20 protein-coding genes are annotated in these 23,838 nt (G+C 73.3%); 13 read left to right on the top strand and 7 right to left on the bottom strand.

Going from position 1 to position 23,838, the window contains the following annotated elements; all coding sequences use genetic code 11:
• Positions 1–28 precede the first annotated feature (28 nt).
• The 8 genes from AB0C76_RS32530 (at position 29) to AB0C76_RS32495 (ending at position 7,326) form a co-directional block, all read left to right on the top strand.
• Positions 29–997 (top strand): glutamate ABC transporter substrate-binding protein, encoded by a 969-nt coding sequence (locus AB0C76_RS32530; protein WP_359972514.1) that lies wholly within the window; start codon positions 29–31, stop codon positions 995–997.
• 13 nt (positions 998–1,010) lie between these two features.
• Complete coding sequence (locus AB0C76_RS32525) at positions 1,011–1,655, top strand: amino acid ABC transporter permease (RefSeq protein WP_359972486.1); 645 nt, start codon at positions 1,011–1,013, stop codon at positions 1,653–1,655.
• Positions 1,652–2,530, top strand: coding sequence for an amino acid ABC transporter permease (locus AB0C76_RS32520; RefSeq protein WP_359972484.1), 879 nt, complete (start codon positions 1,652–1,654; stop codon positions 2,528–2,530). Before AB0C76_RS32525 ends, AB0C76_RS32520 begins: the two co-directional genes overlap by 4 nt.
• A gap of 180 nt (positions 2,531–2,710) precedes the next feature.
• The gene (locus tag AB0C76_RS32515; RefSeq protein WP_359972512.1) at positions 2,711–3,616 is read left to right on the top strand and encodes a LysR family transcriptional regulator; all 906 of its coding nucleotides are present in this window, start codon (positions 2,711–2,713) and stop codon (positions 3,614–3,616) included.
• A gap of 157 nt (positions 3,617–3,773) precedes the next feature.
• Positions 3,774–4,355 carry a cysteine dioxygenase family protein gene (locus tag AB0C76_RS32510; RefSeq protein ID WP_359972483.1) on the top strand — a complete coding sequence of 194 codons (582 nt, stop codon included), beginning with the start codon at positions 3,774–3,776 and terminating at the stop codon, positions 4,353–4,355.
• 13 nt (positions 4,356–4,368) lie between these two features.
• Complete coding sequence (locus tag AB0C76_RS32505; protein ID WP_359972511.1) at positions 4,369–5,439, top strand: putative sulfate exporter family transporter; 1,071 nt, start codon at positions 4,369–4,371, stop codon at positions 5,437–5,439.
• Between the two features lie 97 nt (positions 5,440–5,536).
• Positions 5,537–6,247 (top strand): spermidine synthase, encoded by a 711-nt coding sequence (locus AB0C76_RS32500; RefSeq protein WP_359972481.1) that lies wholly within the window; start codon positions 5,537–5,539, stop codon positions 6,245–6,247.
• 62 nt (positions 6,248–6,309) lie between these two features.
• Entirely contained in the window at positions 6,310–7,326 is a 1,017-nt protein-coding gene (locus AB0C76_RS32495) for a TetR/AcrR family transcriptional regulator C-terminal domain-containing protein (protein ID WP_359972479.1), read from the top strand.
• Between the two features lie 107 nt (positions 7,327–7,433).
• Here the strand turns inward: AB0C76_RS32495 and AB0C76_RS32490 are convergent, their stop codons facing one another.
• The 3 genes from AB0C76_RS32490 to AB0C76_RS32480 form a co-directional block, all read right to left on the bottom strand.
• Positions 7,434–9,365, bottom strand: coding sequence for a hypothetical protein (locus AB0C76_RS32490; RefSeq protein ID WP_359972477.1), 1,932 nt, complete (start codon positions 9,363–9,365; stop codon positions 7,434–7,436).
• A gap of 168 nt (positions 9,366–9,533) precedes the next feature.
• A complete protein-coding gene (locus tag AB0C76_RS32485; protein WP_359972509.1) occupies positions 9,534–10,310 on the bottom strand; it encodes a TetR/AcrR family transcriptional regulator in 777 nt (258 codons plus the stop codon).
• A gap of 150 nt (positions 10,311–10,460) precedes the next feature.
• Positions 10,461–10,985 (bottom strand): NUDIX domain-containing protein, encoded by a 525-nt coding sequence (locus AB0C76_RS32480; RefSeq protein WP_359972475.1) that lies wholly within the window; start codon positions 10,983–10,985, stop codon positions 10,461–10,463.
• A gap of 118 nt (positions 10,986–11,103) precedes the next feature.
• Here AB0C76_RS32480 and AB0C76_RS32475 point away from each other — a divergent pair, with 118 nt between their 5' ends.
• Positions 11,104–12,327: a serine hydrolase domain-containing protein gene (locus AB0C76_RS32475; protein WP_359972473.1), complete on the top strand. Its 1,224-nt coding sequence runs from the start codon at positions 11,104–11,106 to the stop codon at positions 12,325–12,327.
• A 37-nt stretch (positions 12,328–12,364) separates the two neighbouring features.
• Here AB0C76_RS32475 and AB0C76_RS32470 read toward each other — a convergent pair whose 3' ends face one another.
• The 3 genes from AB0C76_RS32470 to AB0C76_RS32460 form a co-directional block, all read right to left on the bottom strand.
• On the bottom strand, positions 12,365–12,688 hold the full coding sequence (locus AB0C76_RS32470; RefSeq protein ID WP_359972471.1) for a nuclear transport factor 2 family protein: 324 nt from the start codon (positions 12,686–12,688) through the stop codon (positions 12,365–12,367).
• A 264-nt stretch (positions 12,689–12,952) separates the two neighbouring features.
• The gene (locus tag AB0C76_RS32465; protein WP_359972470.1) at positions 12,953–14,476 is read right to left on the bottom strand and encodes an aldehyde dehydrogenase family protein; all 1,524 of its coding nucleotides are present in this window, start codon (positions 14,474–14,476) and stop codon (positions 12,953–12,955) included.
• 480 nt (positions 14,477–14,956) lie between these two features.
• Positions 14,957–15,904, bottom strand: coding sequence for a terpene synthase family protein (locus tag AB0C76_RS32460; RefSeq protein WP_359972468.1), 948 nt, complete (start codon positions 15,902–15,904; stop codon positions 14,957–14,959).
• A gap of 298 nt (positions 15,905–16,202) precedes the next feature.
• Here AB0C76_RS32460 and AB0C76_RS32455 point away from each other — a divergent pair, with 298 nt between their 5' ends.
• Both AB0C76_RS32455 and AB0C76_RS32450 read left to right on the top strand, forming a co-directional pair.
• Positions 16,203–19,262, top strand: a complete 3,060-nt coding sequence (locus AB0C76_RS32455) for an AAA family ATPase (protein WP_359972466.1) — start codon at positions 16,203–16,205, stop codon at positions 19,260–19,262.
• Positions 19,263–19,512: 250 nt separating this feature from the next.
• On the top strand, positions 19,513–20,577 hold the full coding sequence (locus AB0C76_RS32450) for an aldose epimerase family protein (RefSeq protein ID WP_359972464.1): 1,065 nt from the start codon (positions 19,513–19,515) through the stop codon (positions 20,575–20,577).
• Here the strand turns inward: AB0C76_RS32450 and AB0C76_RS32445 are convergent.
• Complete coding sequence (locus AB0C76_RS32445) at positions 20,574–21,095, bottom strand: GNAT family N-acetyltransferase (protein ID WP_359972462.1); 522 nt, start codon at positions 21,093–21,095, stop codon at positions 20,574–20,576. The genes AB0C76_RS32450 and AB0C76_RS32445 overlap by 4 nt on opposite strands.
• Before the next feature lie 309 nt (positions 21,096–21,404).
• Here AB0C76_RS32445 and AB0C76_RS32440 point away from each other — a divergent pair, with 309 nt between their 5' ends.
• Complete coding sequence (locus AB0C76_RS32440) at positions 21,405–22,682, top strand: extracellular solute-binding protein (RefSeq protein WP_359972460.1); 1,278 nt, start codon at positions 21,405–21,407, stop codon at positions 22,680–22,682.
• Between the two features lie 136 nt (positions 22,683–22,818).
• Positions 22,819–23,823 (top strand): sugar ABC transporter permease, encoded by a 1,005-nt coding sequence (locus AB0C76_RS32435; RefSeq protein ID WP_359972458.1) that lies wholly within the window; start codon positions 22,819–22,821, stop codon positions 23,821–23,823.
• Positions 23,824–23,838: the final 15 nt, after the last annotated feature.

Genomic DNA, 23,838 nt, shown 5'->3' with positions numbered 1-23,838 from the left:
GACGAGGAAGGCCGTTGCGACGAAGGCCATGGCGAGGAAGGCCGTCGCGAGGAAGGTCGTGACGACGGGGACGGTGGAGGAGGCCAGGAGGACGAAGGCCGGGACGAAGAAGGGCGGGGCCGCCGCCGTGCTGGTGCTCGCCGTGCTGGCGGCGGGCTGCGGCAAGGCCGGCACCCCGCCGCCCAAGGGCCCGCAGCCCAGCGCCCTGCCCACCTACCAGGTGCAGGACGCCGCCGCGATCACCGGCTCGCCCACCCTGAACTCGGCCCGCAGCCGCGGCCACCTGGTGGTCGGTGTCAAGGAGGACCAGCCGTACCTGGGGCAGAAGAACCCGGCCACCGGCGTGTACTCGGGCTTCGACATCGAGATCGCCAAGATGGTCGGGGCCTCGCTCGGGTTCGCGCCGGACAGGATCCAGTTCAAGACCATCGCCTCGGCCAACCGCGAGACCGCGCTGCAGAACGGCCAGGTGGACTACTACGTCGGCACCTACACCATCAACGGCAACCGCAAGAAGCTGGTCGGCTTCGCCGGCCCGTACTTCGTCGCCGGGCAGTCGCTGCTGGTGCGCAAGAACGACAACAGCATCCACGGCCCGCAGGACCTGAACGGCAAGAAGGTGTGCTCGGCGGCGGGCTCGACCCCGTACCAGCGGATCCATTCGCAGTACCCGAAGGCGAAGCTGATCGGCTACGACACCTACTCGGCCTGCGTGGACAACCTGATCACCGGCCAGGTCGACACCGTCACCACGGACAACGCGATCCTGCTGGGCTACGCCGCCAAGGTGCCGGACGAGCTCAAGGTCGTCGGCCCGCTGTTCTCGACCGAGCCGTACGGGATCGGGACGCCGAAGAACGACACCGTGCTGCGGTACGCGCTGGACGACGCCCTGGCCCGGCACGAGCAGAACGGCGACTGGACGAAGGCGTTCGACGTGACCCTCGGCCTCTCCGGGGAGCCCGCGCCGACCCCGCCGCAGATCGACCGGTACTGAGAGGGGCCGCGCCGTGAAAACGCTGACCGACAACTGGTCGATCTACTGGGAAGGCTTCCTCGGCACGCTCTCGCTGTTCGCGGTGAGCGCCGTGATGTCGCTGGTGCTGGGCGTGCTGATCGCGAGCTTCAGGGTCTCGCCGGTGAAGCCGCTGCGGATCTTCGGCGCGGTGTGGGTGACGATCCTGCGCAACACGCCGCTGACCCTGCTGTTCTTCATCGTGGTGCTGGGTCTGCCGCGGTTCGACATCACGCTGCCCTTCTACACGTTCTCGGTGCTCGCCCTCGGCTGCTACACCTCGGCGTTCGTCTGCGAGGCGGTGCGCTCGGGCGTCAACACCGTGCCGCTCGGGCAGGGCGAGGCGGCGCGCAGCCTGGGCATGACCTTCGGGCAGACGATGGGGCTCGTGGTGCTGCCGCAGGCGGGCCGCTCGGTGGTCGCGCCGATCGGCAGCGTGCTGATCGCGCTGGCGAAGAACACCGCGATCGCCGGCTCGTTCAGCGTCACCGAGCTGCTGGGAACCTACCGGCCCATCAACGAGCTGGGCTACAGCATCGTCTGGACGTTCGTCTGGATCGCCGTCGGCTACCTGATCATCACCCTGGCCATCAGCGCCGTCTTCAACCTGCTCGAACGACGACTGGCGGTGTCGCGATGACCGTTGAATCCTCGGCGCTGTACGACATCCCCGGCCCGAAGGCGCTCGCCCGGCACCGGGCGTACGGCCTGGTCGCGCTGGTGCTGATCGCGGGGCTGATCGCGTGGGTCGTCTACATGCTCTTCCACACCCACCAGTTCACGTACGCGAAGTGGGAGCCGTTCACGTACCGCGGCGTCCAGGACCTGCTGCTGCGCGGGCTCGGCTACACGCTGAAGGCGTTCGGCTGGACGGTGCTGTTCGCGCTGCCGTTCGGGGCGCTGTTCGCGGCCGGGCGGCTGTCGGACCACCGGGTGGTGCGCTGGTTCTCCACGCTCGTGGTCGAGTTCTTCCGGGCGATGCCGCTGCTGGTGATGATCTTCTTCATCTTCGTCGCGCTGAAGGTGCAGCCGCTCTGGGCGCTGGTGGCCGGGCTGGTGCTGTACAACGGCTCGGTGCTGGCCGAGGTGTTCCGCGCCGGCGTGCTCGCCGTGCCGAAGGGGCAGCGGGAGGCGGCGTACGCGCTCGGGCTGCGCAAGACCCAGGTGATGGCCTACGTGCTGGTGCCGCAGGCCAACCGGGCGATGCTGCCGGCGATCATCAGCCAGCTGGTGGTCGCGCTCAAGGACACCTCGCTCGGCTTCCTGATCACCTACGAGGAGTTCCTGCACGCGGGCAAGCTGATCGCCACCAACCTCGACTACGACCTCCCGTTCATCCCCGTGGTGATCGTGATCGCGCCGATCTACATCGGGATGTGCCTGCTGCTCTCCTGGCTCGCCCGGTGGGTCGAGCGGCGCAGTCGGCGCAGCCCGAGCGTGCGGGGTGGGGCACCGGTGGCGAAGGCGGGGGTGGCGTTGGGGCTCCCGCCGTCGGCGCAGCAGGGAGGCGGGTGACGCGGGTGGGGTGGCCAGGGCGGTGGAGCGGTCGTGCCGGAGTGGGTCCGCCGTGCCGGTGTGGGTGCTGGTTCGCAACTGAACCATAGGTGCGCTCGGGGTCAGGCCCAGAACCTCCAAATTCCTCTTATGATTGCGGAGGCTGGAGGCAGACGACCGGGCGGAGGGGCCATGGAGCCGGTGTTCGACTCGCGGCACATCAGGACGTTCCACGAGGTGGTCAGGGCCGGGTCCTACTCGGCGGCGGCCCGCGAACTCGGCTACACCCAGCCCGCCATCACCCAGCAGATGAAGGCGCTCGAACGGACCGTCGGCGTTCCCCTCTTCACCCGGGCCGGACGCGGACTGCGCCTCACCGAGGCCGGCGAAGCGCTCTCCCGGCACGCCGAGGTGATCCTCGGCAGCCTCTCCGCCGCCCAGCAGCAGCTCGCCGCGCTCGCCCGGCTGCGCACCGGGCGCGTGCGGGTCTGCGCGTTCCCGAGCGCCAACGCGACCCTGATACCGCAGGCGATGGCGCGACTGCTCGACGAGCACCCGGGCGTGCGGGTCGAGCTCCTGGAGGCCGAGCCGCCGGACTCCGTCCAGCGGTTGCTGCGCGGGGAGTGCGACATCGCGCTGGCCTTCCGCTACCCCGGCGCCCCGGCCGACGTGCCGGAGGGGCTGGACGAGATTCCGCTGATGGAGGACCTGCTCACGGTGTTGCTGCCGGTCGGGCACCCGCTCGGGCGCCGGCACGCCGTGCGGCTCGCCGACCTCGACCGCGAGCGGTGGATCGCCGGGTGCCCGCGCTGCCGTGCGAACCTGCTGCACGTGTGCGCGGAGGAGGGCTTCGCGCCGGACATCGTCTTCTCGACGGACGACAACCTCGCGGTGCAGAGCCTCGTCGCGGCCGGCGTCGGGATCGCGCTGATGCCGGCGCTCGTGCTCTCGTTCATGTGCCACCGCAAGGTCACCGGGCGTGCCGTCGAGCCGCACCTGCGGCGGCACGTGAGCGCGTACGTGCTGCGCGAGCACCGGCGGATCCCGGCCACCGCGCTGGTGCTCGATCACCTGCGGCAGGCGGCGGCGAGCCGGGTGGGGTGCTGAGCCCGGTCCCGGAGCACGGCCGGTCGTAGGCCCGTCACGAAGCGTGCTCGGGGCGTTGTCGAGGGGCGGATCGTCTGCGGATTTATAAGCATGTGTTGGAATACCGCTTACGATCCCTCGTTGGACGTGATAGGTCCGCTTGGCCGAACCTGCTGGCATGACAGCCTCAGCCACGGTCGACAGCGACCGTCTCACCGAGCGGATGAACGCCCTCATCGGCGAGATCCGCGCCGTCGTCGACCGCGGCCTGCCGCCGGAGCTCACGGCGTACCTGGTCGGCGAACGCCTCGCCCCCCACCTGTCGGCCGACCCCGACGGCCCCGGCGCCCTGCTCACCCCCGCCCAGTGCGAGGCCGACCCCGCCCGCTACCGGCAGCACGTCGTGCACGCCGAGAAGGACGGCAGCTTCTCCGTCGTCGCCCTCGTCTGGCTGCCCGGCCAGCAGACCCCGATCCACGATCACGTCTCCTGGTGCGTCGCCGGCGTCCACCAGGGCCAGGAGAGCGAGATCCGCTACCGGCTCGTCTCCGACGGCCGCACCGCCCGGCTCGTCGAGACCGAGCACGTGGCCGGCCCGGCCGGCACCGTCGCCGCCTTCGCCCCGCCCGGCGACATCCACCTCGTGCGCAACGCGTGCAGCACCACCGCCATCTCCATCCACGTGTACGGCGCCGACGTCTCGCGCCTCGGCACCAGCATCCGGCGCGTCTACCGGTTGCCCGCCGACGGGCAGCGGTGAGCGTGGCGTGGCGCTGACCCTCCGGGAGCGGACCACCCGCACCCGCTCCCTCCCCCCGCTCGGTGGCGACGCCCCCGGCCTGCTCCTCGCGGCCGCTGGCGTCGGCGCCGCGCTCGCCGTCCACGCGGCCGTGCCGGCCGTGCCCAAGCTCACCGCCGCCGTCGTGCTCGGCATGGCGGCGGCCCACCTGCCCGGACTGCGCCCGGTCGTGCGCGGCGTGGCACGGCCCGGCCTGTCCACGGCCGGCAAGCGGCTGATGCGGCTCGGGATCGTGCTGCTCGGCCTCAAGCTCAGCCTCGGCGACGTGCTCGGCCTCGGCTGGGCCACCGTCGCCATGGTGCTCGCCGTCGTCGCTGCCACCTTCGGCGGCACGCTGTGGCTGGGGCGCAGGCTCGGACTGCCGGGGGACCAGCCGCTGCTGGTCGCCACCGGCTACTCGATCTGCGGCGCCTCGGCGATCGGCGCGGTCAGCCAGGCCTCCGGCAGCGACGAGGAGGACGTCGCCGCCTCCGTCGCGCTCGTGACGCTGTGCGGCACGCTCGCGATCGCCGTGCTGCCGCTGCTCCAGCACCCGCTCGGGCTCGGCGAGGTCGAGTTCGGGCGCTGGGTCGGCGCGAGCGTGCACGACGTCGGGCAGGTCGTCGCCACCGCGCAGACCGGCGGGCCCGGAGCGCTGCGCGAGGCCGTCCTGGTCAAGCTGATGCGGGTGGTGCTGCTGGCGCCGCTGGTCGCCGGGGTCGCGGTCGCGGTGCGGCGCAGGCAGCGGTGGAACAAAGAGAACGTTGGTGGACAAACTGCTAAAGAATCGGTCAAAACCGACAGTCGGCCGCCGATCGTCCCGCTGTTCGTCGCGGGCTTCCTCGCGATGATCGTCCTGCGGACCACCGGCGTGCTGCCGCAGCGGGCGCTCACCGTGGCCGGGGACGCCCAGGAGCTGCTGCTCGCCGCTGCGTTGTTCGGTCTCGGCAGCGCCGTCCACCTGCCGACCATGGTCCGCACCGGCGGGCGGATCGCCCTGCTCGGCCTCGGCTCCTGGGTGATGGTCGCGGGCGTCTCGTACGCCGGAGTGCTGCTCACGACCTGAGGAAAACGGCTGCTGGCACGGTGGCGACCTTGGGTATTGTCGGGCGGGTAGTGGTCCTGCGGGACCGTCCCGCACCCGAGTTCGCCGAGGAATGCGCATGCCGACCGCACTGCCCGAACGCAACGACCGCGACGCCGTGGTCACGCTCGACCGGCGCGAGGGGCCGTTCGGCGAGGTGGTGCTGCGCCAGCGCGGGCTGGACTTCGAGATCATCGCCAACGGCTGCTTCCTGATGGACACCGCCGACGGCCGCTCGGAGCGGCTGCTGATCCAGGCCGCGCTCGACGAGCTCGACCGCACGGGCGGAGCGGCCGGGCGGCCGTCCGTGCTGATCGGCGGGCTCGGCGTCGGCTTCTCGCTGGCCTACGCGGTCGCCGAGCCGCGCTGGGGGCGGATCGCGATCGTCGAGCGCGAGACCGCGATCATCGACTGGCACCGGAGCGGGCCGCTCGGCGCCTTCTCCGGCGGCGCGCTGGAGGACGAGCGGGTCGAGGTGCTCCACACCGACCTGCTGGAGTACCTCGCCGCCGCTGACGGCGAGCGCTACGACGCGCTGTGCCTCGACATCGACAACGGGCCGGACTGGACCGTCACCGACGGCAACGCGCCCCTGTACGGGGCCGACGGGCTCGCGGTGCTGTGGCACCGGCTCCAGCCGGGCGGGGTGCTGGCGGTGTGGAGCGCCCAGCCCTCGGCGGCGTTCGACGAGGCGCTGCGGGCGGCGGGGTTCTCGGACGTCGCATCGCACGAGGTCCCCGTCTCCCGGGGAGTGCCGGACGTGGTGCACCTGGCGCGGCGCGCGGGCTGATCCGGCTCGGGTCGGTCGAGGCCTGATCGTTCGCTTCGGTGCTGTGGGCTGAGGAGTTGGGCATGGCGGAGGACGGGACGCCGTCGGGGCGGATCCTGGCGGAGCTCCGACGGCGGATCGCCTCGGGGGAGTTGGCGCCGGGGGAGCGCGTGCCGTCCACCAGGGCGATCACCCGGGAGTGGGGGGTCGCGATGGCCACGGCCACCAGGGTGCTGAGCCGGCTGCGGGAGGAAGGGCTGGTCCGGGCGGTGCCGGGGGTCGGGACGGTGGTGGCAGGGGCTCCTGCTACTGCTGGTCCGCCGGCCGCCCTCGTCGCTCCGGGCGGGTCAACCGGTCCTTCGGGGACAGCTGTTGCGGGGCGGTCGCGCGGCGGAGACCGGGGCGGGGAGCGGACCGGGGACCGGGAGCTGTCCCGGGAGCGGATCGTCACGACGGCCGTGCGGGTGGCGGACGAGGAGGGGATCGCGGCGCTGTCGATGCGGCGCATCGCGACCGACCTCGGTGTGGCGACGATGTCGCTCTACCGTCATGTGCCGGGCAAGGACGAGCTGTTGAGGCTCATGACGGACCGGGTCTTCGGCGAGGAGCCGCTGCCCGATCCGTTGCCGGCGGGGTGGCGGGAGGCGCTGGAGACGGTCGCCCGGGTGCAGTGGCGGATCTACCGGCGGCACCCGTGGCTGGCGGGCACGATGTCGTTCACCCGTCCGGTGCTGGCACCGGACGCGGCCGTGCACACCGAACGCACGATGGCCGCCCTCGCCGGACTGGGGCTGGGCGTCGAGGAGATGGCCCAGGCGTCGGTCACGCTGGCGGCCTTCGTGTGCGGGCTGGCGGTGCACTTCGAGCGGGAGGCACAGGCCGTCCAGGACAGCGGGATGTCCGCGGACGAGTGGATGGACCGCCAGGACGTCGAGGAGCGGGACCAGCTGATGGCGGACCCGGAGCGGTTCCCGATGTTCGACGCGCTGAACCGGGGGCCGGAGATCGACATGAGCCTGGACGCGCTGTTCGCGTTCGGGGTGGCGCGCATGCTCGACGGGATCGGCGCGGTGATCGCGCGGCGGTCGGGCAGGGGATGACGGGTGGCGGCGGACAGATGACAGCTGACAGATTTCAGATTTCGTTCGCTGAAATCTGTCAGCTGTCATCTGTCCGCCGCCACCGCCACCGTCGCGTCGCGGGAGGCTCAGCCGAACGGTCGGGCCTCCGGCACCGGGGGCGCGGCCGCGGTGTCGGCGCCGGCGCGGGTGTCGTCGGGGGCGTCGCCCGGCAGGGGCGGGAGGGTTTCCGGGGCGAAGGGGTTGAAGTCCGGCGGGGGCACCCGGACGGGCGTGCCCCGGAGGGCCGGGTCGCTGTCCGGCTCGTCCTCGTCGTCCGTCGGGGCCTGCCCCGGGCCGTCCACCTGGGCGGGGATGCGCGGCGGGACCGTCGGCGGCGGCGGGACGGGCGGACGCTGGGGCGCGAGCCTGGTGCCGAAGGGGTCGCTCGGTTCGTCGGCCACCACCGTGCCGAACGGGTCGGTGAGCGCGGCGGGCACGTCGGCCGGCACGTCGTCCGGGGCGGTCTCCGGGAGGGGCGGGAGGGTTTCCGGGGCGAAGGGGTTGAAGTCCGGCGGGGGCACCCGGACGGGCGTGCCCCGGAGGGCCGGGTCGCTGTCCGACACGTCCTCCCGGCGCTCGTCGCGCTCCTCGCCCTCCCCGCGCTCCTCGACCGGTTCGTTCCGGTCCGGCGCGTCGGCGATCGCCGCGAAGGGGTTGAAGTCCGGCGGCGCAACCGCCACCGGGGTGTCCCGCTGTGCGGGGGCGTCCTCGGCCACGGGCGCGGCCGTCGCATCGGCGAGCGCGGCGAACGGGTTGTGGTCCAGGGGCAGGGCCGCCTCGCGCCCTGCGGGCAGGGGCACGGCCGCGGGCACGCCCGGTGTGCCGTCCCACCCGAACTGGACGCTCTTCAGCAGCTCCGCGAACGCCTCCGTGTAGAGGTCCCAGTCCTCCGGCTGCGCCGTGGAGAGCTGGACGCAGAGCACTGACGCGCCGTCCGGCAGCGGGACGAACGCCTCGACGACCGACGTGACCACCCAGCGCCGCTGCCCGTCGGCGGCCAGCGCCGCGGGCACGGGGACCGTCCGGCCCTCGACCAGGACGGCGGCCGGTCCGGCCGGCAGCAGGACCGTCCACACCTCGGCGTGCCGGCGGACGGTGGCGAGTTCGGTGGCGAGCGCCGTGATCGGCAGCGGGTGCCGGGCGAGCGAGACGACCAGGGTGGCCTCGGTGGTGCGGCCGTCCGCCTCCAGGGCGCACACGCCCGCGTAGACGGCGCCCGCGGCGTGGACCACGTCGGCGAGGGCGGCCGTGATGACGGCGAAGTCGCGGCGCGGGCCGGAGCCGGTGGCACTGAACAGTTCCTCGGCGACCTCGGCCAGGTGCCCGGCCAGCCCGTCGGCGGCCGCGGCGGCGGCCCGGTCGGCGTCGTGGCCGACCGCTCCGCGCAGCGGCGGCACCGCGCGGGACGAGACGCCCGCGGGGCCGTCGGGGGAGGTCAGGGGGTGGAAGCCGGGCGGGACGACCAGGCGGACCTCGGTGCCGGCGCCGGTGGCCAGTTCGACGGGCAGCCGGGTCTGCTGACCGCCGGCCAGCGCCGCCAGTGCGGGCGCGAACGGCGGGCGCAGCTTGGGGTCGGCGATCTCGCCGGTGACGGGCAGCTGGAAGAGCGCGGCGCAGGCGGTGCCGCGGTCGGCGGTCGTGCCGCGCACCGGGCCGCCGCCGAAGCGGGCGAGGAGGGCGGTGACGGTCCGTTCCGCGACCGGCGCGCCGGTGCCGGGGCGGGCCGTTCCGGCGGTGACGACGGTGCCGAGCCGGTCGACGGCTGCGTGCACCGGTCCGTTGGGCGCCAGCGGCAGGCCGAACAGCTCCTCGGCGGCCGGGTGCCGGTCCGACGACCCGCGCCGCGGGTCGAGCGAAGTCACCGGGTGACGGGAGGCACGTCCGTCGAAGAGGGCGTCGGTGAGGGTGGAGAGGGTCGCGCTGACCTGCTCCGCGGCGGCGAAGGGGTTGGCCTCCGCGGTGGACCGGTCGTCGAACCGGCCGCCGAACTGGCTGTCGAACTGGCCGTCCTGGGTCAACTGTTGAGCCCCCCGCTCTGGTGCGTCCGCGGTCGGTGTCCCGGTGGTCCGGGCGCGCGCCCGGTGGTGCGCCGCCGGGGTCCGCGACTGTTCCCGGCCGTGGTCATTCCTATCAGAGCCCACCGTCGGGGCAGAACCGGCGGCCGTCCTGCGGCCCGCCCGGGCCGGCTACTCCGCGGCCTGCGGTGACGGCCCGTCGGCGACCGGCGCCGCGGGCGGTGAAGCGACCGGTGCCGCGGGCGGCGCGGCGAGCGTCCCGAGCGCCTCGGTGATCCCCGGCACGGCGAGCAGTCCGGCGAGGTCGTGCACGAGGCGCCCGGTCGGCCCGTCCGGCCGTTCGTCGGCGAGGAACGAGGCGAGCTCGGCGCCGAGGGCCGGTTCCCGGGCGGCGGTGAGGACCAGGGCGGCGACGAACTCCTGCACCAGGTGCAGCTGCAGCTCCTCCAGCGGCACCGAGCGCTCGGCCAGCCATTCGAGCGAGGTGATCTCGGCGTTGGCGATCCAGGCGCGGACGGTCAGCCGCAGCCCTGGGCTCGGGTCGGGGATGGCGAGGTGGCCGAGGATCTGGTCGTGGGCGGCCCGCCGCACCTCGTCGATCACCGCCGAGGTGCCCGCGCTGGCGGCCACCGAGCCGCCGCGCAGCAGCGCCGCGAAGCCGGGCCCGTGGCTCTGGACGAAGTCCAGGTAGCGGCCCATCACGCGGTGGAGGCGCTCGGACAGCGGCCCCTCGGGGGGTTCCTCGAAGCGCCCGGCGAGCTCGCGCCCGGCCCGGCGCAGCGACTCCTCGTACAGCGCCTGCTTGCCGGGGAAGTAGTGGTAGACCAGCGGACGGGAGGCGCCCGCGGCAGCGGCGATGTCGTCGATCGACACCTCCTCCGGCGGGCGCACGCTGAAGAGCTCCAGCGCGACGGCGATCAGCTGCTCGCGCCGCTCGTCGACGCTCAGCCGGCGGCGCGGTCGCTCGCCCGCCGCCGCGGCGGGCGCGGCGGGCGCCGGGGTCCGGTCCGGGCCGGTGGTCCGTCCGGTGTGGGCGGCCGTCGGCGACGGCGTACGGGAGGCCATGCGCGCCACCCTATCCGGCGGGCGCAACGGGCCCTATGCGGCGTGGAAGTCCAGGTAGCGGCGGTAGGCCTCGCGGCCGTCGGGGACGAAGTCGTCGCGGGCGAGGCGCGCGTCGAGTTCGGCGGGGGTCAGCCAGTCGTGCCAGGCGACCTCGGACTCCTGCGGGGAGACCGGGCCGTCCCACTCGGCCTCGTACATGTCGCACCACCAGGACAGGTGGTCCTGCCGGAAGAGGAACTTGAACAGCGGGCGCGGGGCGACGCCGCTCACGCCCAGTTCCTCCTCGGCCTCGCGGACGGCCGCCTCGCCGTACGTCTCGCCGGAGCCGACGACGCCGCCGACGAACATGTCGTACGCGCCCGGGGCGAACAGCTTGGTGTCGGTGCGCCGGTGGACGAAGATCCGCCCGGCCGGGTCGCGGACCAGGACGAAGACGCACCGGTGGGTCAGGCCCCGCCGGTACACCTCCCCGCGCGCCGCGGTTCCGGTCACCCGGTCGTGCTCGTCGACGACGTCCAGCAGCTCTTCGGCGGGGTCCACCGCGGCAGGGTCGGTCATGACGGACAGGTTAGGGTTTCCGGGCCCGGTTCGAACGCGGGCGCGAACACATTCGGACACACGTACAGACAGCTGCGGTCGGGCCAGATCGGGCCGGACGAGCTGAGGACGGCGCGCGATGGTGGAGATCTGGGGCGAGACGGCCGAGGGCTTCGAGCCGGTGCGGGAGGCCTTCGCACGGAACTTCCGCGAGTACGGCGAGCTCGGCGCCGCCTTCGCGCTGTACGTGCGCGGCCGCAAGGCGGTCGACCTGTGGGGCGGCGACGCCCGGCCCGAGGTCGGTGGCCGGCCCGCGCCCGCCGTCGCCTGGACGGCGGACACCGCGCAGGTGCTGCGCTCGGTCACCAAGGGCCTGACCGCCGCCACCGCCCTCCTGCTCGCCGAGCGGGGCGAGCTCGACCTGGACGCACCGGTGGCCTCCTACTGGCCCGAGTTCGCGGCGGCCGGCAAGGGCGGGGTGCCGGTGAGCTGGCTGCTCTCGCACCAGGCCGGGGTGCCCGCGCTGGACGTGCCGCTGCGCCTGGAGGACGTGCTGACCTGGGAGCGGGCGGCCGCGGCCGTGGCCGCGCAGGAGCCCGCCTGGGAGCCCGGCACGGCGCACGGCTACCACCCGTACACCTTCGGCTGGCTGGTCGGCGAGGTGGTGCGGCGGGCGAGCGGGCGCACGGTGGGCCGGTACTTCGCCGAGGAGATCGCCCGGCCGCTCGGCCTGGACCTGTGGATCGGGCTGCCGGCCGGCGCGGCGCCGCGTGTCGGCCGGCTGGTCGACCTGCCCGCCCCCGAGGCGGCCAGGACCGGGCCGAGCGGGCTGCGGCTGCGGCCCAAGCAGTCCGTCCGGAACGCCTACCAGGACCCGTCCTCGCTGACCGCCCGCTCGTTCGCCTCGGTGCGTCCGGGAGTGGACCTCAACGACCCGGCGGTGCAGGCCGCAGAGATCCCCGGGGCCGGCGGCATCGGGACGGCCCGCTCGCTGGCCCGGTTCTACGCGGCGCTGGTCGGGGCGGCGGACCGGCACGACGGCTCGGGCGGCACGTGCGCCCCGCTGCTCGGGCCGCAGGTGCTGGCCAGGGCGGTCGGCCCGGCGGTGAACGGCCCGGACCGGGTGCTGATCGTCAACTCCACGTTCGGCCTGGGCTTCTGGCGGCACGGCCCGACGGCGCCGATGGCGTCCCGGGCGAGCTTCGGGCACCCGGGCCGGGGCGGCTCGCTGGGCTTCGCCGACCCGGACCTCGGGCTCGGTTTCGGCTACGTCACCAACGGGATGCAGCCGGGCGTCACGGGGGACGTCCGCTCGCGCAACCTCATCCGCGCCGTGCGCGGATGCCTGGGGCTCGACGGGTAGCGGGCCGGAACCGCCCCGGCTCGACGGGCGGTGCCGCCTAGGCCTGGCCGGTCTCGAAGCGGCTGATCTTCCCGGCGTCGACGGTGAACCGCCAGGCGGTGCGCATCTCGCCCCAGGTCGCGTTGGTGAAGTTGGCGACGAGGGCGTGGCCGCCGTTCGCCTCGGTCTGGACGTCCATGTGGCCGTTGGGCTCGAAGATCTCGCGGTCGATCCACTGCACCAGGTCGCGGTCGGAGCCGTCGTCGGACATGGTGGCGTCCGGGGTGAGGACGGCGAGGAAGGCGTCGCGGTCGCCGGCGTTGATCGCCGTCACGAAGGCGCGCACGGTCGGGTCGGAGAGCTTGGCGGGGGAGATGGTCATCGGGGCTCCCGGGGTGGAAGGGACGGGAGCCCCTGTGTACGACGTTCGCCGGGCGTGTCCGGGCATGTCGGCGGCGCGTCGGCGAAATTCACGCATTCATGTGCTTGGATCAACAAATGGGCGATTTGGTGGTTTTTGCCCTGATGTCACGGGGAGTGGCAGCGGATCGGGAGACCGGGAGCGGTCTCCCGACCCGCGACGGTCCGGCCGCTGAGGGACTTGGCCGGGATCCCTGGCCGAGATCCCGGGATCCCGGGTGGGGGGCTAGAAGAAGCCGACCTCGTCGGGCGAGTAGCTGACCAGCAGGTTCTTGGTCTGCTGGTAGTGCTCCAGCAGCGCCTTGTGGGTCTCCCGGCCGATGCCGGAGTTCTTGTAGCCGCCGAAGGCCGCGTGGGCCGGGTAGGCGTGGTAGCAGTTCGTCCAGACGCGGCCGGCCTGGATGGCGCGGCCGGCGCGGTGGGCGGTGTTGAGGTCGCGTGTCCAGACGCCCGCGCCGAGGCCGTACTGGGTGTCGTTGGCGAGCGCGACGCCCTCGGCGAAGTCGTCGAAGCGGGTGACGGAGACCACCGGGCCGAAGATCTCCTCCTGGAAGACCCGCATCCGGTTGTCGCCCTCGAAGACCGTCGGCGTCACGTAGTACCCGCCGGCCAGGGCGCCGCCGAGGTCGGCCTGCTCGCCGCCTGCGAGCACCTTGGCGCCCTCGGCGCGGCCGATGTCGAAGTAGGAGAGGATCTTCTTGAGCTGTTCGGCGCTGGCCTGCGCGCCGACCTGGGTCTCGGTGTCGAGCGGGTTGCCCTGGCGCATCGCGCGCACCCGCTCCAGGCCGTCGGCGAGCAGGCGCTCGTAGACCGAGGACTGGATCAGCGCCCGGCTCGGGCAGGTGCACACCTCGCCCTGGTTGAGGGCGAACATCGCGAAGCCCTCGACGGCCTTGCCGTAGAAGGCGTCGGTGGCATCGGCGACGTCCTCGAAGAACACGTTGGGGCTCTTGCCGCCGAGCTCCAGCGAGACCGGGATCAGGTTGTCGCTGGCGGCGCGGGAGATGAGCCGGCCGGTGCTGGTCTCGCCGGTGAAGGCGATCTTGCGGATGCGGGGGCTGGCCGCGAGCGGGGCGCCGGCCTCCTCGCCGAAGCCCGTCACGATGTTGACGACGCCGGGCGGCAGCAGGTCGGCGGTGAGCTCGGCGAGCAGCAGGACGGAGGCAGGGGTCTGCTCGGCGGGCTTGAGGACGACGGCGTTGCCGGCCGCGATCGCCGGGGCGAGCTTCCATATCGCCATCAGGATCGGGAAGTTCCACGGGATGATCTGGCCGACCACGCCCAGCGGCTCGTGGAAGTGGTACGCGACGGTGTCCTCGTCCAGCTGGGAGATGCCGCCCTCCTGGGCGCGCAGCGCGCCGGCGAAGTAGCGCAGGTGGTCGACGGCGAGCGGGAGGTCGGCGGCGAGGGTCTCGCGCACCGGCTTGCCGTTCTCCCAGCTCTCCGCGACGGCCAGCTGCTCCAGGTTCGCCTCCATCCGGTCGGCCAGGCGCAGGAGCACCTGGGCGCGCTCGGCGGCGGACGTGCGCCCCCAGGCGGGCGCGGCGGCGTGGGCGGCGTCCAGGGCGGCCTCGATGTCCTCGGCGGTGCCGCGGGCGACCTCGGTGAAGACCTCCCCGGTGACCGGGGTCGGGTTCCCGAAGTACTCGCCCCGCACCGGCGGCACCCAGTCGCCGCCGATCCAGTGGTCGTAGCGCGGACGGTAGGCGACGATGCTGCCGGGGGTGCCGGGCGGCTGGTAGACCGTCATGCTCTGGTGTCTCCTCGCGACGTCGGGCGCTGCCCGCGCCCTGCGGCCGGGCAGCGGGCCGGACCGCCCGGTTCGGGAGCGGTCCGGCGGGAGGGGTGTGAACGCGCGCTCGCGGCGGGCGCCCGCCGGGGGCGCCCGCCGCCGAGCACGATAGCCGCGACGGCGCGGTGCGGCTACGTTCCGTACGGATCTGGTGTACGGAGGGTGCGCGTTCCGGCCGTTGTGGAGATCGCCGGAGCCCGGCCGCGCGCCTCGTGGTACCTGGGCGCGCGTCGCGTCGGGCGTCGGGTGCACAGTGCTCAGGGGTGCACGGCGGTCAGGGGTGTGCGGCTGCCCCGGGGGTTCGGGGCCGCGCCGGACCGGGGCCGCCCTGCGGCGCCCCGCCGGCGGCGGGTGCGGCGCTGTGGGAGAGGCGGGCGGCCCTGGTGCGGTGCCGGTGGGCGTCCGGCGTCAGGCGGAGCCGTGCCGGACTGAGCGGCGTCAGACGGAGTGGTAGCGGCCCGTGCGGGACTCCCAGTGCTGGTAGCCGGCCAGCCAGGTGAGCAGCCCGTCGGCGTACCGCTGGGCGATGCTCGCCTCGACCCGGGACAGGCCGAGCTCGCGGTAGACCTCCGGGAGCTGGGCGTGCAGCTCGCCGCAGCGCTCCACCATGATCTGCGCCTCGTCGAGGACCACCGCGCAGGCCTCCTCGGCCGAGCAGTGGCGCTCGCGCTGGACGATCAGCACGAGGTTGTTGACGTCGCCGCGCGGGGCCTCCAGCGGGAAGGACCGCACGTCGTTGCTCAACGAGGGTATGTCAGCGGCGAGTTGGCGCAGCTGACGGAGCACCGGGTGGTGCAGGACGGCGGGCGGCACCTCGAACTGGCCGAGTCGTTCGACCATGTCGAAGATGGTCTCCATGGCCGCGGTCCCCCGCCGGAGCACGAGGTAGCCGGCCCGGTCCGGCGGCCGGGTGGAGATCCGGCCGGCGGCCTCGGCCGGGTGACTGGCCAGGTACCACTCCCAGTTGTAGGCGGCGCGGGCCTGCCAGCGGGCGGGCATGCCGCGCGCGCTGCGGTCCCAGAGGTCCGCGAACGCGGTCTCGACGGGGGAGCGCTGGTCGGCGCGCGCGCCGTGCAGGACCGCGATGAGCCGTTCGCAGATCGGGGCGACCTCGGTGGGCCGGCGGCCGAGCGGGCCGTCGAACTGGTCGTCGAAGAGGAAGTAGAACCCCATCAGGTCGGCCGCGAGCGCGAGTTCGTCCGGCCCGGCGTCCGGGTAGCCCAGGGCGGCGAGCTCGACGATCTCCCAGTGGGCGTACCCGGGGCGGTCGGCGTCGGCCAGCAGCGGGTGCCGGTGGAGCCAGTCGCGGTGCAGCGTGGCGGCGTGCGGGATGTGGGAACTGCGGCGGTGCGGGAACGGGATCTGAAGTGAGGTGTCGTCAGACATCGGACTCCCGGTGCAGCGGAGGGTGGGGGCGCTAACGGTTCGGACGCGGTTCGTGGGGGGAGTTGACGCGGCGAGGCTTCGAGGGCGAGGGTGGCAGGGGCAAGATCATCTTTGCCTCGCGGGCCGTAGGGTATCTGATGTAATGATCGGACGTTAGGGATATAGGGCAATTGCCCTTGGCAAGCGGTCCGAACCCTCACCGTCCGTCTCAGCCTGCGCGAATGCCGCACGGCACGCCCCCCGCGGCGCTAACCTCGGCACACGACCAGGGAGTCAGCAGGAGCGGCGGAGGCATGACGTGACCGAGCAGGGCAACGGACTTCGGGCGGGAACCGGCCCCGGCCGGGACGGGGACGGCGCCGCTTCCCGGGTCAGGCTGCGCGACCGCGACGCGGAACTGCGCTCCGCCGAGACCGCCGTGGAGAAGCTGTGCCGCGAATTCGCCGCCGGCGGCACCGAGATCGGCGAACTCCTCACCATCTCCGGCCGCCCCGGCATCGGCAAGACCAGCCTGCTCCACGAGGTGCGACGCACCGCCAAGCTCCGCGACGGCGCCACCGTGCTGTTCGCGCGCGGCGGCGAACAGCAGGTCAAGGAGCCCTACCACGTGCTGCGCCAGCTCCTGCAGCCCGCGCTCACCGCTCTTGCGCCGGCCGAGTTCCGGCAGGTCATGGGCACCTGGGAGGAGGTCGTCGGACCGGCCATGGGCCTCAAGCAGCCCAAGGCCGGCGCCCGCCGGCTCGACCCGCAGGGCGTGCGCGACGGACTGGACTACGTCCTCACCCAGCTCGCGCCCCGCAGCGCGCCCCTGGTGATGATCGTCGACGACCTGCACTGGGCCGACCTGGAATCCCTCTCCTGGCTCACCCAGTTCGCCGTCCGTGCACGCGAACTGCCCGTCCTGCTCGTCTTCGCGTTCCGCGAGGACGAACACGACTGGCAGCCCGAAGCCCACCCCCACCACTCCACCGTCCTCAAGCTCGCCACCCGTCGGCACGAGCTCAACCGCCTGTCCCTCGTTTCGGTCACGGACATCATCCGGGCGGAACTCGGCGAGAAGGCCGAGGACGCGTTCTGCTACGAGTTCTGGAACGTCGTCAACGGCAACCCCTACGAGGCCATCGCCCTGCTCGACCAGGTCCGCGACCAGGAGCTCGAACCGGTCGAGGAGAACTCCGTCCAGCTGCGCGAACTCGCCGTCGACGCCAACGGGATGACCCTCAAGACCTGGCTCGACCGGCTCGGCGCCAGCACCCTGCGCTTCGCCTGGGCCTGCGCCATGCTCGGCACCGACATCCGGATCGACCTCGCGACCCGCATCTCCACCCAGAGCGCCGAGGGCGCCCGCGAGTCCATCAAGCAGCTCCGCAAGCAGCGCGTCCTCACCCAGACCCCCAACGGGAACCTGGAGTTCGTCCACCCGCTGATCGGCAGCTCGATCTACAACACCATGCCCGAGGCCACCCGCACCGGCATGCACGGCGTCGCCGCGGCCGAGATCGAGAACGCCGGGCTCGGCCTGCTCGCCGCCTCCCGCCACCTCGTCGAGACCTTCGCGGGCGAGGGCGACGACCGCACCGTGCGCAAGCTGCGCAAGGCCGCCGCCGAACACCTGCTCATCGGCGCCCCCGAGGCCGCTCAGCGCTGCCTGCACCGCGCCCTCAACGAGCCGCCCGCCGACGGCATCCGCGCCGAGGTGCTCTACGAACTCGGCTGCTCGGCGCTGCTCACCGACCCCGTCGCCACCGTCAACCAGCTCAAGCTCGCCCTCGACCCGGAGGAGGGGCCGCTGCGCCCCGAACTGCGGGTGGACGCCACGTTCCGGCTCTCCGAAGTGCTCGCGCACAGCGGCGAACTGCGCGAGGCCGCGCTGGTGTGCCAGGAGGAGGTCGCCGCCACCGACGACGCCGCGGGCCGGCAGCGGCTGCAGGCCGCCTCGTTCATGTGGCACGCCTTCCGCAAGTCCGAGGAGGACGGCCCCGGCCGCTCCCGGCGGCTCGGCGAGATGTGCGAGGGCCTCACCGGCCGCGAGCCCGCCGACCGCGCGGTCCTCGCGATGCGCGCCTGGGACCTCACCCTGCGCGGCGCCCCCTCCGCCGACGCGCTCGCCCACGCCGACGACGTCCTGGAGGCCGGCCGGCTGCCCAGGGGGCTCGGCTGGACCGACAGCACCTGGGGCTTCGAGCTGCCCGCGATGCTCGGCCTCACCTACACGTACAACGACCGCATCGCCCAGGCCGAGCGGCTGTTCGCCGACGCCATCGTCCAGTTCGAGGTCGCCGGGTGGAGCGGTGCCCACCGGGGCTTCGCCTACTTCCTGATGGGCCTCGCCCGCTTCCGCCGCGGTCTGCTCGCCGAGGCCGAGGACTTCCTGCGCCGCGCCCTGCGCCTCTCCGAGCGGATCGCCCCCAAGCTGCCGCTCGCGTGGGACGCCGTCGGCGTGCTCGTCGACACCCTGCTCGCGCGCGGACGCGTCGAGGAGGCCTGGGACCTCGCCACCGGCTTCGGCTTCCAGCCGCCGTACCACGACACCGCGATGGTCCTGCCCGACGCGCCCTCGCTGTACGGCAAGCTGCTCGTCGCCAAGCGGCGCCACGCCGGCGCCGCCGCCGCGCTCACCGAGGCCGGCGCCCAGCTGGAGGCCCGCGGCTGGCGCAACACCGTCTGGGCGCCGTGGGCCGGCCACCTCGCCGTCGCCATCGCCCAGGACGAGCCCGACCGCGCCCGCGAGTACGCCCACAAGGCCGTCCGGGACGCCCGGACCTTCGGCACCGCCTCGGCGATCGGCACCGCGCTGCGGCTGCACGCCCAGATCGAGGACGGCCAGCAGGCGGTCGAGCTCCTGGAGCAGGCCGTGACCTACCTCGGCCAGTCCCCGGCGGGCTACGAGCACGCCGTCGCGCTGGTCGAGCTCGGGGCGGCGCTGCGCCGGGTCGGGCGGCTGGAGGACGCCCAGGAGTACCTGTACCAGGGCATCGAGCTGGCCCAGCACTGCTCGGCCGAGGGCCTGGTCGAGCAGGCGCGCCGGGAGCTCGCCAACTACGGCCTGCGGCCCAACCGCCTGGGCGACTTCCGCGCCTCCCGCGAGGCGCTCAGCCAGCCGGAGTGGGACGTCGCCCAGCTGGCGGTGCGGGGCGTTCCGCCGCAGCGGATCGCCGACGAGCTCGGGCTTCAGCTGAGCCTGGTCAACCGGCGCCTGGCCGCGGTCTACCGGAAGGCGGGCAGCGGGCCGGACGGCCTCGCCACCGCGCTCGGGCTGCCGGGCCAGCCGCCTGCCACCCGGCCGACGCGGCCGACCACGCCGGCTCAGCCCACCCGGCCGACCGGGGACGCGGAGCAGGAGGAGGCGGGCGACTAGGGCGTGCCATTCAACTCAGGCCGCCCTCGCCGCCGGGCGTCCGCGCCCGGCGGACGGAAGCGCTCGGGCGGCGCGCGGGGGTTCGGGAGCGCTCCCGCGGCCGTCCCCGTCGTTAGGCTGACGCACACCGGGGCGGCCGCAGCCGGCTTCCTGACCGTATTCCCGGCCGATCCCCGGCGACACCCCCGGACCGACCCCGTTCGGCGCGACCGCGGCACCCACCCCGGCCGCCAGTGAGGAGCAGCAGGGCATGGCGACTCAGGCCACCGGCGTGCGCCACGAACCCCTCGACGCCTCGGGCGCGGGCGCCGCGATCCAGCGCTGGACGCTCACCGCAGGCCCGTACGAGGCGAGCGTGCTCACCCTCGGCGCCACCCTGCACACCCTCACCGCGCCCGACCGCGTCGGCCGCCGCGCCCAACTCCTGCTCGCCACCGACGAACTGGCCCAGATCCTCGGCCCGGCCCGGCACTACGGCACCGTCGTCGGCCGCTACGCCAACCGGATCGACGGCTCGCGGATCACCATCGACGGCGAGGACCACCCGCTCGCCCCCACTGGCGGCGGCACGACCCTGCACGGCGGCCCCGACGGCTTCGCCAACCGGATGTGGGCCGCCACCGAGATCCCGGGCGGCGTCGAACTGCGGCTGCACAGCCCGGACGGCGACCAGGGCTTCCCCGGCGCCCTCGACGTCACCGTCGCCTACACCCTCGACGCCCGGGGCGAGCTCACCATCGCCTACCGCGCCGCCACCACGAAGCCGACCGTCGTCAACCTCACCAACCACGCCTACGTCAACCTCGCGGGCGAAGGCAGCGGCGACGTCCTCGGCCACCTGCTCACCCTCGACGCCGACGCCTACACCCCGGCCGACGAGCGGCAGATCCCCACCGGGCGGATCGAACCCGTGGCCGGCACGCCGTTCGACTTCACGACGGCCCGGCCGATCGGCAAGTCCGTGCACGACGAGCACCCGCAGCTGACCGGGCCCGGCGGGTACGACCACAACTGGGTGCTGCGCCCGCGCCCGGCCGACGGCACCCCGGCCCGGGCGGCGCTGCTGGAGGACCCGGTCAGCGGGCGCACCCTGGAGGTGCTCACCACCGAGCCGGGCGTCCAGGTCTACACGGCCAACAAGTTCCAGGGCGCGGTGACGGGCGCGAGCGGGGTGGCGTACGGGCCGTTCGCCGGGATCGCGCTGGAGACGCAGCACTTCCCGGACTCGCCGCACCACCCGGACTTCCCCAGCACGGTGCTGCGCCCGGGGAAGGAGTTCCGCTCGACGACCGTCCTGCGGTTCGGGACGAACTAGTCCCCGGCCACCGGGCGGGCCGGCAGGTCCCGGCGCATGCAGAGCCGGGGCCAGCGGTCGAGGCCGTGCCCGGCCTCCCGGCGGCGGATCTCCCGCAGGCCCGGCGTGAGTTCGCCGTCGGCGAGCGGGCGGAAGCCGCAGCGGGCGTAGTAGGGGGCGTTCCACGGGACGTCGGCGAACGTGGTGAGGGTGAGCGCGGGGGCGTCGGTGGTGGCGGCGAGGTGCTCGATCAGCGCGCGGCCGATGCCCCGGCGGGCGTGGTCGGGGTGCACCGAGACCTGTTCGACGTGGTACGCGCCGTCGACCGGTTCGGCGAGCAGGTAGCCGACGGGGCGGTCGCCGTCGTCGACCGCGACGAGGGCGGTGCCGTCCGTCAGGTAGCGGGCGAGTTCCCCGGGGGTCGGGGGTTCGTCCTCGGCGATCTCCGGCATGCCGATGGCGGCGAACGGGGCTCCGGCGGCCCGTTCCAGCTCGCTCAGCAGGGGCAGTTCGTCCTTCACGGCTGGTCTGATGCGCATGCCACCGAGTCTCCTGCAAGCGGCTTTCCGCCACGCAGGGTGGTGTTCCAGGCCACAGGCCGATGGAGTGCAACGGTCAAAGCCGGACATAGCCGGACGCTGTCCACTACCGTGCGGCAACATCCAGGACACGCGGCTGTAACGATCGCCGTTTCTTGCAGAAAGTTTCTGCAAGGGGTTTCCGTGACGTTTCGCCCGCTGTTAACTTCCTTCCAGCCCGACGGCAGCGAAGGTGCAGTCGGCACGAGGCAGCCATTATGCGCCTGTCTCCGAACATCTCGGGCACCCCCACCCTCCCAAGGAGTTCTCATGCGGCGTGGCATCGCGGCCTCTGCCCTCGTTGTGGCCCTCGCGGTCTCGATGGCTGCCTGTGGCAGCAGCGGCTCCAGCTCGGACGGCAAGGCCGACGGGCCGGTCACCCTCACGTACTGGGACACCTCGAACGCCACCAACGAGGCGCCGAACTACCAGGAACTGGTCAAGAAGTTCGAGGCGGCCAACCCGACCATCAAGGTCGACTTCGTCAACGTGCCGTTCGACCAGGCGCAGAACAAGCTGCAGACCGCTATGGGGGCCAAGGGCGCGCCCGACGTGTTCCGCTCCGAGGTCGGCTGGACCGCGGCCTTCGCCAAGGCCGGCTACCTGGAGCCGCTCGACGGCACCCCCGCCGCCGCCGACACCTCCGCCTTCCAGCCCAGCCTCGTCCAGCAGGCCAAGTACGACGGCAAGCTGTACGGCGTCCCGCTGGTCACCGACACCCTGGGCCTGCTCTACAACAAGGACCTCTTCGCCAAGGCCGGGATCACCGACGCCCCGAAGACCTGGGACGAGCTCAAGGCCGACGCCGCCACCATCAAGGACAAGGACGGCGTCGACGGCTTCTGGCTGAAGGCCGCCGACGGCTACTACGCGATGCCGTTCCTGTTCGGCGAGGGCACCGACACCGTCGACGCCGCCGGCAAGAAGATCACCGTCACCTCGCCCGAGGCCGTCAAGGGCATCGAGACCTACAAGTCGATGTTCACCTCGCCCGGCACCGTCAAGGCCGACGTCACCACCGACGCCTACGCCCACATGATGGACGCCTTCAACAGCGGCAAGGTCGCGGCGATCATCCAGGGCCCCTGGGAGATCACCAACATCTACAAGGGCTCCGCCTTCGCCGACAAGAAGAACCTCGGCATCGCCGCCGTCCCGGCCGGCTCCAGTGGCAAGGCCGGCGCCCCGACCGGCGGCCACAACATCTCCGTCTACGCCGGCTCCGACGCCGCCCACAAGGCCGCCGCCGAGAAGTTCGCCGCCTTCATGACCTCGGCCGAGAGCCAGGCGTTCATCGCGCAGAAGAACTCCACCCTGCCGACCCGCTCCGACGCCTTCACCGCCGACGTCAAGGCCGACCCGGGCATCGCCGGCTTCCAGGCCGTCCTCGCCAGCGCCAAGCCGCGCCCCGAACTGCCCGAGTACAGCTCGCTGTTCGCCTCGCTCGGCACCAACCTCGGCAAGGCCGTCCAGGGCACCAGCACCCAGGACGCGCTGAACACCGTCGCCACCGACTACGCCAAGCTCCTCCCGGGCTTCGCCAAGTAGTCGTCAGCCGCCCGGCCCGCCGCGGGTGAGGGACACCCCCACGTCCCTCACCCCGGCGGGCCCGGCGGCCGGACCCGCTCCTCCCGAGGCGGCCGGACCCGCTCTCCCCGAGACCTCCCCCGAGAAGGTGTAATCGATGTCAGTCGCCGTGCAGGGCGCCACCGGCAAGGGCAGCCGGCCGCGCGAGCAGCGTCCGGGCCCGCTGGAGCGCCTCAAGCGCTCCTACGCCAAGCACTGGTACGCCTACGCGATGACCGCCCCGGTCGTGCTCGTGCTCGGCGTGCTCGTGCTCTACCCGCTCGTCGAGGGCGTCTGGCTCACCCTCACCGACGCCAACAGCCTCAACTCGGCCCGCACCATCGGCGTCAACCACATCCCGGCCAGCTACAAGTTCGTCGGCCTCCACAACTACGCCGACATCCTGTGGGGCCCCGGCTCGTACGACCGCTTCTGGTCCCACTTCGTGTGGACCATCACCTGGACGGTGCTGTGCGTCGTCCTCCACTACACCATCGGCCTGGGCCTCGCCCTGCTGCTGAACAAGAAGCTGCGCGGACGCGCCGTCTACCGGATGCTGCTCATCCTCCCGTGGGCCGTGCCGACCTTCGTCACCGTGTTCTCCTGGCGCCTGATGCTCGCCGACGGCGGTGCCGTCAACGGCCTGCTCTCCGCCCTCCACCTGCCCCAGCCCGGCTGGCTGGACGACCCGCTGGCGCAGAAGGCCGCCGCCGTCCTGGTCAACACCTGGGTCGGCGTGCCGTTCATGATGATCTCGCTGCTCGGCGGCCTCCAGTCCATCCCGGCCGAGCTGTACGAGGCCGCCGAGATGGACGGCGCCACCCCGTGGCAGCGCTTCCGCCACGTCACCCTGCCCGGACTGCGCACCGTCTCCTCGACCGTCGTCCTGCTCGGCGTGATCTGGACCTTCAACCAGTTCGCCGTCATCTTCCTGCTGTTCGGCACCAGCGGCGGCTCCGACGCCCAGCTGCTCGTCACCTGGGCCTACCGCCTCGGCTTCGGCCAGCAGCCCCGGGACTACGCGCAGTCCGCCGCGTACGGCGTGATCCTGCTGTCCATCCTCATCGTCTTCACCGCCTTCTACCGGCGCTGGCTCGCCCGCAACGAGCAGGCCAACGGCTAGCAGGCCAACGGCTGC

The sequence above is a fragment of the Kitasatospora sp. NPDC048722 genome (genome assembly GCF_040650235.1).
Taxonomy (GTDB): Bacteria; Actinomycetota; Actinomycetes; order Streptomycetales; family Streptomycetaceae; genus Kitasatospora.
Note: the sequence above shows the minus strand (reverse complement) of the source record. Positions and strands in the feature narration are given on the sequence as shown.